The organism is Luteimonas salinilitoris, from assembly GCF_041300785.1.
Lineage (GTDB): Bacteria > Pseudomonadota > Gammaproteobacteria > Xanthomonadales > Xanthomonadaceae > Luteimonas > Luteimonas salinilitoris.
The window spans coordinates 1-13,308 of the sequence record NZ_JBFWIB010000002.1 but is presented as its reverse complement, the minus strand read 5'-3'; the positions used below and the strand labels follow the sequence as shown (position 1 = coordinate 13,308).

Below are 13,308 nucleotides of genomic sequence, written 5' to 3'. Positions count from 1 at the left end.
CGAGAATCGACCGGATCGCGAAGCCGTCGCGAGTCCGGTATCGCACACCGGGCGTCACTTCAGGCCAGCGTGAACCCGCTCTCGAAGCGCCGCATCCGTCCGTCCAGCGGATCCGTGAACGTCAGCGACCTGGCCAGCAGCTGCAATGGCCGGGCGAAGTCATCCAGCAACGGTTCGCGCAGGACCGGATACAGCGGATCGTTGAGGATCGGCGCGCCCAGCGCCGCCATGTGCACGCGCAGCTGGTGCTTGCGACCGGTCACCGGCTCCAGCGCATAGCGCCAGTGCGGCTCGTCGCGCCCGATCACGTCGATGCGGCTCTCGCTGTTGTCGTCGCCGTCGCCTTCGCGCATGCGGAAGAACGGCTCGCCGCGCCGCAGGCGGCTGCGGCGCACATGCGGGAACCGCAGCTGCGGCAGCGGTCGCGCAAGCGCCTCGTAGCCCTTGCGAATGGCGCGCTCGCGGAACAGCGCCTGGTAGCGGGTCCGCGTGGCCGGATCGGCCGAGAACAGCACCAGGCCCGCGGTCGCGCGGTCGATGCGATGCAAGGGCACCAGGTCGGGATTGCCGAGGCGGCGGATCAAGCGCGCGAGCAACGTCTCCTCGACGAATCCGCCGGCCGGCACCACCGGCAGGAAATGCGGCTTGTCGGCGACGACCAGGTGCGCGCCGACGTGCAGCACGGTTTCCTCGAACGGAATGCGCGGCTCGTCGCGCACTTCGCGGTAGTAGTGGATCTCGGCACCCACGCGGTACGGCGCATCGGGCGCGAGCGGCGCGCCGCCCGCATCGAGGACACGGCCGCGCGCGAAGCGCTCGCGCCAGCAGTCGCGCGAGATCGCCGGAAAGCGCGCGCACAGGCCGTCGAGCACGGTGGGCCACGGGCCGGGTGGCAGCTGCAGGTGGCTGGCGCGGACACCGGCGATGGCGGGAGGCGTCGATGACATCGCGTGGAGTATGACGAAGCGGGCCCCGGATACGGCCGATGACGGATCCGTCGCGGCACCGGCATGCGCCCGTTGTCGCCGGTCGAATCGCCCGCGATTCACCGTGCCGGCTTGGGTTCGAACGTCATCGATGTTAAGGTGTGCAGCCATTGAACCTGGTTTTCCGGCGTTGCATGCAACGTTCCGATGTCCGGGTTCGTGTATCGGGCTCTTCGTGAGCCGACAGCGCTGCTGATCCTTGATCGCCTGTCCACCGCCCGGCTGCATCCAAGCCGGCCCCGGGGACGCATGTCGTGCGGCGCTCCATTCCATATTCCCTCGGAGAACCTCGCAGACGATGACATTCCCATTTCCGGAACAACCGTTGCCTACGTGGCGGCGCGCGGTACTCAAGGTCGGCAGCAGCCTGCTGACGGACGGCAAGGGCCGACTCGGCAAGCGCAACGCAGCCGCGCTGGCCGGCCTGGTCTCCCGCTTTCGCGACCAGGGTCGCGAAGTGCTGCTGGTCTCCTCGGGCGCGGTTGCCGCCGGACGCGGCCTGATGGCCGGCAAACGCAACGGGCTGGTCCAGCGGCAGGCGCTGGCCGCGCTGGGACAGACGCCGATGCTGTCGCTGTGGCAGGGCCTGGTCGAACAGCCGGTGGCGCAGGTGCTGCTGAGCCATGACGACCTGCGCAACCGTCGCCGCTACCTCAATGCCCAGGCGACGCTGCGGGAACTGCTGCGGATCGGCGCGCTGCCGATCGTCAACGAGAACGACACCGTCGCGGTCGACGAGCTCAAGCTCGGCGACAACGACAACCTCGCCGCCGTGGTCGCGACCCTGGTCGACGCCGACATGCTGCTGATCGCCACCGATACCGGCGGCCTGTACACCGGCCACCCCACGCGCGATCCCGATGCGCGTCCGGTGCCCCGGGTCAAGGAGATCACCCCCGGGATCATGCGCATGGCGCAGGGCGGCGCCGGCACGCTCGGCACCGGCGGCATGTCCACCAAGCTGGAGGCGGCGAGCAAGGCCGCGGCCGCGGACATCGGTACTGCACTGTTCTGTGGCCATGACGAGGTCGCGATCTCGGCGCTGACCCACGATCGCCTGCGCGGCACCTTCATTCCTCCCCACGGCGACCGCCTGGTCGCGCGCAAGATGTGGCTGCGGCACACTCCGCCCAGCGGCGGCGTGGTCCGGATCGATGACGGCGCCGCCGAGGCGCTGGCCGAACGCGGCGCCTCGCTGCTGCCCGGCGGCGTGGTTTCGGTGGAAGGCGACTTCAACTGCTCGGCGATGGTCGACGTGACTTGCGCCCAGGGGCGCAAGCGCCTCGCACGCGGCCTGGTGCAGTACCAGTCGGCCGACCTGCAGCGCATCGCCGGCCGTCACAGCCGCGAGATCGAGGCCGTGCTGGGGTTCCATAATGGCCACTCGGTGATCCGCCGCGAGGACATGGTCCTGCTGGGCGCCGCCGCGGCGGTGCACTGATTCCTGCTGGAGACAGATCGATGACCGGATACGTCCGCAACCTGGCCGAGCGCGCCCGCGCCGCGGCCCTGGCCATTGCCGGCCTCGAGCCCGCGCAGCGCGCGGCGCTGCTGGGCTCCATGGCCGACGCCGTGGCCGAAGGCCGCGACGACATCCTGGCGGCCAATACCGCCGACATGGAACGCGCGCGCGCCGCCGGCACCACCGGCGCGATGCTCGACCGCCTGCAGCTGGACGCCGGCCGCGTCGACGCGATCGTCGCCGCGATCCGCGAGGTCGCCGCCCTGCCCGACCCGGTCGGCCAGGTCACCCGTAGCGAAGTGCACCCCAACGGCCTGTTGATCGAGAAGGTCCGCATTCCGCTGGGCCTGATCGCGATGATCTACGAGGCGCGTCCGAACGTGACCGCCGACGCCGCCGCGCTGTGCCTGCGCGCCGGCAACGCGGTGCTGCTGCGCGGCGGTTCGGAGGCACGCGACAGCAACATCGCGATCGCCGCCTGCCTGCACCGCGCGCTGCGTGCGCATGGCCTGCCGGCCGAGGCCGTCGCCCTGGTCGAGGACACCGCGCGCGAGCACGTGCTGGAACTGCTGCAGCTCAGCGACCTGATCGACCTGGCGATCCCGCGCGGCGGCGAACGGCTGATCCGCTTCGTCGCCGAGAACGCACGGGTACCGGTGATCAAGCATTACAAGGGCGTCTGTCACCTGTACGTGGACCGCGCCGCCGATCCGGCGCTGGCGCTGCAGCTGGCGATCGACGGCAAGCTGTCGCGGCCGGGCGTCTGCAACGCGCTGGAGACGCTGCTGGTCCACGCCGGGATCGCCGACGCCTGGCTGCCCGATGCGCTGTCGCAGCTGAAGGCGCGCGGCGCCGAGATCCGCGGCTGCGACCGCACCCGCGCGCTGTTCCCGGACGCCGCGCCGGCGACCGAGGAAGACTACGCCGCCGAGTTCCTGTCACCGATACTCGCGGTGCGCGTGGTCGATTCGATCGACGAGGCCATCGCCCACATCCAGCGCCATGGTTCCGACCATACCGAGGTGATCGCCAGCGCCGATCCGGCGGCGGCCGACCGCTTCGTGCGCGAGATCCGCAGCTCGGCGGTGATGGTCAACGCCTCCTCGCGCTTCAACGACGGCGGCAGCCTGGGCCTGGGCGCGGAGATCGGCATTTCCACCACCCGCCTGCACGCCTACGGCCCGATGGGGCTGGAGTCGCTGACGATCGAGCGCTACGTCGTGCGCGGCGAGGGCCAGGTGCGGCATCCGGAATCGATCGTCGACGCCAGCTAGCTGGCGTCGTCTACGCCGCCGTCAATCGCTTTCGGCGGCCTCCTCGCGACCTTGCTGGCGGATGATCGCCTCCTGCCGCGCGTCCTCGATCGAGAACAGCACCGCGCGGGTATCGGCGGTGTGCTCGTCGAACACGAAGGCACCGGTCAGCGCGGCGTCCGGGCGCAGCTCGCCCTGCTCGAACAGCGCCCACATCTCCTCGCCGTAGTACGTGTCGTGCAGCTCCGGGGCGTGGCGCCCCAGGCTTTCGCGCAGGTTGTGGACGTCGCGCAGCAGCATCTCGCGCGCGGCATTGTTGCCGGCTGCGCTGACCGTCTGCGGGAAATCGATGATCACCGGCCCGTCCGGCGCCACCAGCACGTTGTACTCGGACAGGTCGCCGTGGATCAGGCCCAGGCACAGCATGCGCACCACGTCGCCGATCAGCGTCGCGTGGAACGCGCGCGCCTGGTCCGCGGTCAGGTCGGCCTCGACCAGCCGCGGGGCGCTGTGGCCGTCGGCATCGGTGACCAGGTCCATCATCAGCACACCGTGGAAGAAGCCGTGCGGCTGCGGCACGCGCACGCCGGCATCGGCCAGCTGGTACAACACCTCGGCCTCGGTGTTCTTCCATGCGGTCTCCTGCTCGCGCCTGCCGAACTTCGTCGCCTTCGCCATCGCCCGCGCCTGGCGGCTGCCGCGCACCTTGCGGCCTTCCTGGTACTGCGCGCGCGCCTGGAAGCTGCGCTGCGCCATGTCCTTGTAGACCTTCGCGCAGCGCACCTCGTCGCCGCAGCGCACCACGTACACCGACGCTTCCTTGCCGCTCTTGAGCGGCCGCAGCACCTCGTCGATCAGACCATCGTCGATCATCGGCTGCAGGCCGTGGGGGATCTTCATCGAGTGCGGTACACCGGTGCGGAAGGGCGGCCATTGTCGTCGGAAACAGGCATCGGAGCGACCAAGTGCCTGAACCACCCCCCTGTCGAAGACCCCGGCGCGTTTCTGAACGCCATTGCAGGCGCCGGTCGCAGCACGCGGGCGATCGACGGCCGCGGGCTCCCCGTCGCGACTGCCGTCGCTCCCACGGAAAGCACGCCTGCCCTCCACTGCCCTTGCGGGAGTGGCGACGGCATGCCGTCGCCGGCCAATCGCGACGCTCGACCCCGTTCCGCAGCTCCCGGCAGATCGTCGCTGCCTCAGGCCCCGTCCTGCACGTCCGCCGCATCCAGAAATCGGTTGAACCAGTCTACGACCGATGCACGCAGCCCGGCGACGGTGTCGGCATCGGTCACGTTGTGGGGCATGCCCTCGACCAGCTCCAGGTGCAGGCGCTGCCCGGCATGCGCGCCGTATCGCGGCGCCAGCGCCTGCTGCAGCGCCAGCGCGGGTTCCGGCGTCAACATCGCGTCCGCGGTGCCCTGCACGATGCGCAGCGCCGGAGGCGGATCGCCGGCGGCGATCGCATCGGCCCGCTTCACCGCGTCCGACCGCTGCGCCAGCGCGCGCGCCCGGTCGTTCCACGGATAGGATTTCCCGGTCGTCCGCTCGTAGGCCGCGACCGAGGTGCCGAGCCCGGTCGATGCGTTCAGGACCACGGCGCCGGCGACCGGCACATCGCGTTCGGCCAATGCGAACAGTACCGCCGCACCGCCGGCCGAGAACCCGAACAGGCCGATGCGATCGTCCGGCCGCATGCAGCCGATCCGCTGCAATGCGCCGAGCACCGCAGGCAGCTCCTCCGCAGCCGCCATCACCACCGGCTCGAAGACCTCGGATGCCAGGTCTTCCGCCTGCCGCCGCGCCAGTTCGCCCGGCGCAGGCGCCCGGGCACCGAACAGCGGCAGTCCCAGATACACCTTGAGCGCCGCCACGTCGTCGAGCGGCAGCATCTCCATCAGCGCCCGCTCGCTGGCGGGCGGGCCGAAGCCGTGCCACAGCAGCACCGGTGGCCCGGTGATCGTCGGCGGCACACGCAACAGCGCCGGCACGCCGGCCAGACGAGTTTCGAGCGTGACGACGGCGTCGCGCGTACCGCCCGCAGGACAGGCGAAGGCCTCGCCGTGAGAAACGCCCGGCACCAGCAGGCTGGCCAGTGCCAGCCCCAGCGCAGAAAACATCGACATCGGAACCTCCTGAACAGGGCAACCGACAACGGCGTAGCGAGACGGGCAGGCGCACGGCCGACATCCGCCAACCCTACCCGACGATCCGGCGACGCGCACGCGGAAACGAGGCAGGATCGCCGATGTCGATCGCGCAACCTCTCGTTCGTCGTGAAGGGAACACGTTCCCTTCCCCACATGAGACCGACATGCCGCCGAAACTCTACGCCCACCCGTTCTCGTCCTACTGCCAGAAGGCGCTCATCGCGCTCTACGAGAACGACACGCCCTTCGAGTGGCGCCTGCTCGAAGGGCCGGACAGCCCGGCGACGCGGGAGTTGGCGGCACTGTGGCCGATGCAGCGCTTTCCCGTCCTCGTCGACGCCGGCCGCACGGTGGTCGAGGCCAGCATCATCATCGAGCACCTGGCGCTGCACCACCCCGGGCCGGTGCGGCTGATTCCCGGGGATCCGCAGGCCGCGCTCGAGGTCCGCATGCTCGACCGCTTCTTCGACAACTACGTCTCGACGCCGCAGCAGAAGATCGTGTTCGATCGCATCCGCCCGGAAACGGACCATGACCCGTACGGGGTTGCGCAGGCGCGCACGATGCTCGATACCGCGTATGCGTGGCTGGACCAGACCCTCGCCGGACGCGAATGGGCTGCGGGCGACGCTTTCAGCCTGGCCGACTGCGCCGCGGCACCCGCCCTGTTCTACGCCGACTGGTCGCACCCGATCGGCGATGCGTTCCCCAACGTGACGGCCTATCTCCGGCGGCTGCTGGCGCGCCCGTCGTTCGCACGCGCGGTCGACGAGGCGCGCCCGTATCGCCCGCTGTTCCCGCTGGGCGCGCTCGACCGCGATTGACCATGACCCGACTCGATGAGGAGACAACCGATGACACCGGATCAGACATTGACGGCCGCCGCGGAACTGGTGAACAGGAACCATCTCCGCTTCCCGAACGAAAGCGACGAGTACCGGCGCGCCCGCGACGGACTGCTGGCCGAGGAGATCGAACTGCGCCGTCATATCGAGCGGGTGGCCGAGCAGCGCCGCGCGCTGCCGCCCGGCGGCCAGGTCACGGCGCACTACCGCTTCGAGGGCGAACAGGGACCGGTCGACTTCGCCGGCCTGTTCGGCGACAAGCAGACGCTGGTGGTGTACAGCTACATGTTCGGCCCGCAACGCGAGCGGCCGTGCCCGATGTGCACCTCGCTGCTGAGCGCCTGGGACGGCGAGGCCGCCGACATCGAGCAGCGCGTCGCGCTGGCGGTGGTCGCCCGCTCGCCGATCGAGCGCCTGCGCGCATTCAAGGCGGAGCGCGGCTGGCGCAACCTCAGGCTCTACTCGGATCTCGACGACGCCTACAGCCGCGACTACCACGCGGTGAGCGAGGACGACGGCGACGACGCGGCGCTCAACGTGTTCACGCGCCGCGACGGGACGATCCGGCACTTCTGGAGCGGCGAGATGGGATTCGAGACCGCCGATCCGGGCCAGGACCCGCGCGGCGCGCCCGACCTGATGCCGATCTGGACGGTCCTCGACACCACGCCGGAAGGGCGCGGCAGCGACTGGTATCCGAAGCTCGAATACCGCGGGTGACCGCGGCCGCGCGCGCCGCCGCTGCCCGCTGGAGGGCGCGGCGGACGTGCCCGTACACGCGTCTCGCCTCCGACGCAACCCCGCCTTTCGCAACCCTTTTTCGCGATGCTGGCTACACTGGGATACCCCTCCCTGGAGATTACGCCCATGGCCAAGCCCAACTATTCCTTCGAAAAGCGACAGCGCGAAATCGCCAAGCAGAAGCAGAAGGAAGAAAAGCGCGCGAAGAAGCAGGCCGCGAAAAGCGCCGAGCCGTCCAGCTCCGACGCCACCCGCAACCCGCCCGCCGGCAGCGAATAAGCGCTCCGGCGCGCCGTTTCACGGGGTCCGGCCTCACGATCTCAGCCGTCTTCGCCGGCTCATGGCCTCACGACATGGAGGCACAGCAGCACGAACGCGGCGAACGCCAATGCGGCGCGTGCCGCGTGGGCATACTCCCAGCGATCGCGGAATGCGCGCCATGACCGGTCGATGCCGGAATCGCGGGGCGCCTTTCCGAGCCCGAAGAAACCGGCGCTGACCCGCGGCAGCGAACGATCGGCCAGCCAGAACTTGTTGACCGGATGAACCGCCAGCCAATAGACGATCTGCATGCCCAGCACCAGCACCAGGCTGGCGAGCACCAGCAGGAGATCGACGCCGTCGGTCCGCACCAACCATGTCAGCACGGCAAGTGCCAGGATCGCCAGCGGCTCGCTGGCGCCGCCGATGGTGAAGCCGGGATGGTAGATCGGCTGCGTCGCAAGATAGGCGGTCTTGTCCAGCCGCAATTTTCCCGGCAACTCGGCCGCGTGCGCCAGGGCGAATGCCATGGCGCAAGCAACCAGAACCAGGCACAACAGTTGCACGCCCGCCATCCACATGCAGTCGCTCCGGTCGCCGCGATCGGCGCACGCTAGGGCAAGCGCCGTTACCGTCGCGTCAACCGTCCGGCAGCGGTGCGTTGTCCGCCCCGCACGCCGGCCACGATTCGCGCCTGATCGATCCGGAGGTCCCGGAAAAGCGGCTATCCTGTCGCCGATTCCGATCGAACCGGAGCCGGACACGGCACCGACGACCGGCCGGCACGGGGGCGGCCATTCCGATGCGCAATTGCATCCGTTCCATCCGCGGAGCGCGCCTTCGCGCGATCGCCGCCTGGCTGCTCTGGCTGCCCTTGGCCGCGGCCGGCGCGCAGGACGTCGCACTGGCGGACGCGGCGACGATGCGACTGAGCCTGGAAGGCTACGGACCCGACCAGGGGCTGTCCCAGTCCACCGTCAATGCCCTGGAGGTCGATGACCGCGGCTTTCTGTGGCTCGCCACCCAGGAGGGATTGAACCGGTTCGACGGCCACCGCTTCCGCGTCCATCGGCGCGGGCGGACCGGAGACGACGGGCTCGCGAGCGGCAGCATCGACGCACTCGCGTTCGAGACCGGCCGGCAACGCCTGTGGCTGGGCACCAACGACGCCGGGCTCGAAGTGGTGCATCTGCCGGACTGGCGACGCACGCGGCTCGGGCCGGCCGACGGACTGTCGCACAGCCAGGTCGGGCAGATCCTGCTGGATCCGGCCGGCGGGGCCTGGGTCGGCACCGGTGCCGGCATCGACCATGTCGATGCCGACCTCCGCCGTGTGCGCCGGCTCGGCGCGACCGCCGCGGTGGTGCGGCTGGTGGCGGGCAACGACCGGCGCTCGGCCCTCGTGCTCGACCGCAACTGCCGGCTATGGCGAGCGACCCGCGAAGGGCTGCAGCCGCTGGCGGAACCGCCCGCGGGCGCCGAGGTCTGCGTCGGCCTGCAACACGGCCCGGAAGGCGCCTGGGTGGCCAGCGAACGCGGCGGCCTGCACCTGCTCGATGCGGTCGACGGTCGGCTCCTGCGCCACCTGCCGATGTCGGAACTGGGCGCCGGCCCGGAGCGCATCAGCGCGTTGCTGCGGCTGTCCGACGGGCGCGTGCTGGTCGGTTTTGGCGACGGCAACCTGAGGCAGCTGCCGGCGGACGGCGCGTCCCCGCGCTCGTTGCCGCTCGACCGCGCACTGCAGAGTGCGATCGTCAGCCTTCACGAGGACGGTTCCGGCTCGCTGTGGATCGGCACCTATACGTCGGGTTTGTACCAGATGCGGCCGCTATCGGCGGCGATCCGGCAGGGCGCCCCAGGAGTCTCCTCCGGCCCGGCCACCTGGCCCAGCCGCAGCATGCGCGCGATCTGGCGCGACGGGACGCATCTGCTGGCCGGCACCGACGCCGGCCTGATGCAACGCCACGGCGCCGGCCCGTGGCAACCGGTGCCGGCGTTCGCCGGACGCTCGGTGCGCGTGATCCGGCCGGCGCGCGGCGGCGGCTGGTGGATCGGCACGCACGCCGGACTGTGGCACTGGCGCGGCGGCGATCGGGCGCAACGGATCGTCGGCCTGCCGGACGCGCGGATCGAGGACCTGTGGCCGGCGGATGGCGGCCTGTGGGTCGCCACCCGCGGCGGCCTCGCCCGGATCGAAGGCGGACGCGTGGTCGACGACCCCCGGCTGGCACCGCTGTCCGGCGTGCTGCTGACCTGCCTGCTGCGCGACGACGACGGCACCCTGTGGATCGGCAGCAACGCCGATGGCCTGTGGCGCCTGGACGACGACGGCGTGCCGCAACGATTCCGGCCGGCCGGGGGCGAGCTGCATGAGTCGATCTGGTCGCTGCATGCCGGCAGCGGCGCGCTGTGGGCCGGCAGCTTCTCCGGCGGCCTGTACCGCATCGAGCCCGCCGGCGGCCACGCACGCGCCTACACCGACAACGACGGACTGGCCAACAACGTGGTCTACCGCATTCTCGAGGACGGCGACCGGCGCCTGTGGCTGAGCACCAACCACGGCTTGAGCGTGCTCGATCCGGCCACCGGGATCATCCAGAACCTCGGGCCGCGAGACGGCCTGCAGAACCAGGAATTCAACAGCGGCTCGGCGTTCCGCGCGGCCGACGGCCTGCTGTACTTCGGCGGCACCCGCGGTCTGGACGTGATCGATCCACGCGGCCTGCCGGTCCGCAGCGCGCCGGCGCGGCCGGTGCTGACCGCGCTGCGCATCATGTCGCAGGAGCAGCCGAACGGCGATACCGCGCCACGCGAGACCGACCTCGTCTATGCCGACGGCATTACCCTGGGACATCGGGACATCGTGTTCTCGATCGCGATGACCGCGATCGACTTCACCGCGCCGGACGCGGCGCGGCTGCGCTACCGGGTGGAGGGCCTGCACCAGGAGTGGATTCATCCGAACGCGGCGCATGCCGAGTTCTCCGCCAGCCACCTGCCGCCCGGACGCTACACCCTGCACGTGCAGGCGGCCGGGCGTGACGGCCAGTTCGGCCCGTCGCGCAGCCTGGCGGTCCGGATGACGCCGCCGTGGTGGCGGCATCCCCTCGCCTATTTCGGCTACGGCCTGCTGACGCTGCTGCTGCTGGCCGGGCTCGCGACCCGCGTCGGCGCGGCCATGCGCCGCGAGGGCCGCCGGGTCGAACTGCTCAACCAGACCGTCGCCGAGCGCACTGCGCAGCTGCAGGAGGCCAACCAGCGGCTGCGCCACACCAACGAGCAGCTCGACGTCGCCACCCGGCGCGATCCGCTGACCCGAATCTCCAACCGCCGCGACCTGCAGGACTGGCTCGGCCGCGAAGCCGCCGCCCTGCGCGTCCGGCTCGAACGCTCCAGCGACGGCCATGAGCGCCTGGTGTTCTTCATGATCGACATCGACGATTTCAAACAGGTCAACGACCTCCATGGCCATCAGGCCGGCGACGAGGTGCTGGTCCATTTCGCCGACCGCCTGCGCCTGCTGTGCCGCGACGACGACCTGCTGGTGCGCTGGGGCGGCGAGGAGTTCCTGCTGATCAGCCGCTTCACCCACATCGACGATGCGATGGTCCTGGCCGAGCGCATCCGCGGGACGATCGCCAGGCAGCCGATCCGTGCGCGCCCGGGCGTGATGCTGGAGCTGACCTGCTCCATCGGCTTCGCGCCGTGGCCGTTCTCGCTCGACTGGCCCGCGCTCGGCGACTGGGAGGCCAGCGTGGCGCTGGCCGACCGCTGCCTGTACAGCGCCAAGCGCGGCGGCAAGGACGCCTGGGTCGGCCTGGCGCCGGGACGCGCGCCCGGACAGGCGGCCATCCAGGCACTGCTGGCCGGCGCCAGTCCGGACGATGTCGGCGAGGACGGGGGACGGGTGTTGCATTCGGGCAACGTCACGCCGCGCTTCGAGCGGTAAGCATGCCGGCGAAGCCGCCGTAGGAGCGCCCCACGGGCGCGATACCGCGGGTATCCGGCTGCAGGCGCTTCAACCCCCGGGGTGGGCTTGCTCCACAAAGGCACTCGAGTCCACTCGAGTCGGCTTTCGTCCCGCAATTCCGACACCCGCGGTATCGCGCCCATGGGGCGCTCCTACGAACAAGCTGTCGCGGCTATTCCTCTTCGTCGTCGAACGCGTCATCGAAACCCACGTTCGCGATCGCGTCCTCCAGCGGGTCGACCGGTTCGAGCAGCGTGTAGTCGTCGACGTCGCGGCGTGCGATCGCACGCGATACCGGGTAGGCCTCCAGCGCAGGTTGCGCCATCCGCGAGAGGAACGGCATCGGCAGCCGCGGTCCCGCGATCCATTCGGCCGCCTCGGCCGCGGGCAGGAACACCGGGCCATCCGGCACCAGCGGCGGCGGAATCGCGGCGTTCGCATGCGTGAGCACGGCGAACGAATACACCTCCGGCTCGCCCTTCTCCCAATGGTCCCACAGCCCGGCCGCGAACAGCGCCGCGCCGTCCCGCGCCTGGATGAAGTACGGTTGCGCCGGCGCCGCGGAGCGGTCCCATTTGTAGTAGCCGTTCATCGGCACCACGCAGCGCCGGGTTTCCCACGGACGCCGGAAGATGCGGCTCTTCGGCGCGCGCTCGAGCCGCGCGGTGACCGTCGTGTACTTCGTCTCCGGCAGCGCCGCCCAGCGTGGGATCAGGCCCCAGTCGAACTCCTCCACGCGCAGGCCGTCGCCGCGGTCGAAGATCACGGCGGCCGGCTTGCGCACCGCGATGTTGTAGCGCTCCGGCATGTCAGCCAACGCCGCCGAAACATCCGGTGGCAGCTCGCCGGGCAGGCCGCCCGGCACGAACGTCTGCACGAATCTACGCATGCGCGCGCGCCCTGCGTGGCCGACCGATGGCCGATCGTACCGGCCTCGGCCCTCCAGTACGCCCTCCCTGCTCCTGGCATGCAGGTTCCGCGCCGGCGTTTCCCGCGCCGCAACCTGCCATCGCGCTATCCGCGCTTGCGACCCGCCGGCAGCGGCTCCCCGCCCTCGTCGTAGGCCGGCGGCGCATAGAAGTTCAGGGTCTTGAGAGGCGTGCGACCGGTATTGCGGATCTCGTGCCGCTCGCCGCGCTCGATCACCAGCAGGCTGCCGGCGCCCAGCCGCTGATGGACCCCATCGACGATCGCCAGCCCGGTGCCAGACACCACGTACAACCACTGGTCCGCGCCCTGATGGTAATTGTCCGGGCCGCCTTCGCTGTCGCCGGGCCGGACGACCATTTCCGCCGCCTGCACATCGCGTACGTCGAAAGCCACCCGGAACCCGCTGTCGAAGCGGAAGCGCTCGTGCTTCATCCCGACTCCTGGGGCTCCTGGCGTTACACCTCGAAGATCGCGCGCCCGGCGTTAAAGGCGGGAGACGGCGACGTGAACGGACTTCCGGCGCGGCACACCCGCATCCTCCACATCGCCGAACCGATAGTCGGGTGGCCTTTCCGCGGAACCCGCCATGGCCGACGACGGCGATGATCACGCGCTGCAGCTCGAGCGGGAAGTCGCGGCCGCAAATCGGCACCTGTGGGAGTGGGGGGGGGGGGGGGAGGGCCCCCCCCCCATTTGTTGTCCTCTGCTGG

The 13,308-nt window shown here is 70.6% G+C and carries 12 protein-coding genes; 6 read left to right on the top strand and 6 right to left on the bottom strand.

The window, feature by feature from the left end:
• Positions 1-59: 59 nt before the first annotated feature.
• Entirely contained in the window at positions 60-947 is an 888-nt protein-coding gene (locus tag AB5T46_RS03450) for a pseudouridine synthase (RefSeq protein ID WP_370562461.1), read from the bottom strand.
• A gap of 337 nt (positions 948-1,284) precedes the next feature.
• On the opposite strand from AB5T46_RS03450, the gene proB reads away from it, so the two are divergent.
• Both proB and AB5T46_RS03440 read left to right on the top strand, forming a co-directional pair.
• Positions 1,285-2,427: a glutamate 5-kinase gene (gene proB, locus AB5T46_RS03445; protein ID WP_370562459.1), complete on the top strand. Its 1,143-nt coding sequence runs from the start codon at positions 1,285-1,287 to the stop codon at positions 2,425-2,427.
• A 20-nt stretch (positions 2,428-2,447) separates the two neighbouring features.
• On the top strand, positions 2,448-3,722 hold the full coding sequence (locus AB5T46_RS03440; protein WP_370562458.1) for a glutamate-5-semialdehyde dehydrogenase: 1,275 nt from the start codon (positions 2,448-2,450) through the stop codon (positions 3,720-3,722).
• A gap of 21 nt (positions 3,723-3,743) precedes the next feature.
• Here the strand turns inward: AB5T46_RS03440 and AB5T46_RS03435 are convergent, their stop codons facing one another.
• Positions 3,744-4,601 carry a PA4780 family RIO1-like protein kinase gene (locus AB5T46_RS03435; protein ID WP_370562457.1) on the bottom strand — a complete coding sequence of 286 codons (858 nt, stop codon included), beginning with the start codon at positions 4,599-4,601 and terminating at the stop codon, positions 3,744-3,746.
• Positions 4,602-4,900: 299 nt separating this feature from the next.
• Positions 4,901-5,827, bottom strand: a complete 927-nt coding sequence (locus AB5T46_RS03430) for an alpha/beta hydrolase family protein (RefSeq protein ID WP_370562456.1) — start codon at positions 5,825-5,827, stop codon at positions 4,901-4,903.
• 188 nt (positions 5,828-6,015) lie between these two features.
• On the opposite strand from AB5T46_RS03430, the gene AB5T46_RS03425 reads away from it, so the two are divergent.
• From AB5T46_RS03425 to AB5T46_RS03415, 3 genes are all read left to right on the top strand, one after another.
• Entirely contained in the window at positions 6,016-6,675 is a 660-nt protein-coding gene (locus AB5T46_RS03425; protein WP_370562455.1) for a glutathione S-transferase family protein, read from the top strand.
• A 30-nt stretch (positions 6,676-6,705) separates the two neighbouring features.
• Positions 6,706-7,416, top strand: coding sequence for a DUF899 family protein (locus AB5T46_RS03420; protein ID WP_370562454.1), 711 nt, complete (start codon positions 6,706-6,708; stop codon positions 7,414-7,416).
• Positions 7,417-7,563: 147 nt separating this feature from the next.
• On the top strand, positions 7,564-7,716 hold the full coding sequence (locus AB5T46_RS03415; RefSeq protein WP_370562453.1) for a hypothetical protein: 153 nt from the start codon (positions 7,564-7,566) through the stop codon (positions 7,714-7,716).
• Positions 7,717-7,775: 59 nt separating this feature from the next.
• On the opposite strand, the gene AB5T46_RS03410 is transcribed toward AB5T46_RS03415, so the two are convergent.
• Positions 7,776-8,228 (bottom strand): anthrone oxygenase family protein, encoded by a 453-nt coding sequence (locus tag AB5T46_RS03410; protein ID WP_370562452.1) that lies wholly within the window; start codon positions 8,226-8,228, stop codon positions 7,776-7,778.
• Between the two features lie 272 nt (positions 8,229-8,500).
• Between AB5T46_RS03410 and AB5T46_RS03405 the strand changes: the two genes are divergently transcribed.
• The gene (locus AB5T46_RS03405) at positions 8,501-11,647 is read left to right on the top strand and encodes a diguanylate cyclase (RefSeq protein ID WP_370562451.1); all 3,147 of its coding nucleotides are present in this window, start codon (positions 8,501-8,503) and stop codon (positions 11,645-11,647) included.
• A gap of 193 nt (positions 11,648-11,840) precedes the next feature.
• Here AB5T46_RS03405 and AB5T46_RS03400 read toward each other — a convergent pair whose 3' ends face one another.
• Complete coding sequence (locus tag AB5T46_RS03400; protein ID WP_370562450.1) at positions 11,841-12,557, bottom strand: SOS response-associated peptidase; 717 nt, start codon at positions 12,555-12,557, stop codon at positions 11,841-11,843.
• A gap of 125 nt (positions 12,558-12,682) precedes the next feature.
• Entirely contained in the window at positions 12,683-13,030 is a 348-nt protein-coding gene (locus AB5T46_RS03395) for a cupin domain-containing protein (protein ID WP_370562449.1), read from the bottom strand.
• Positions 13,031-13,308: the final 278 nt, after the last annotated feature.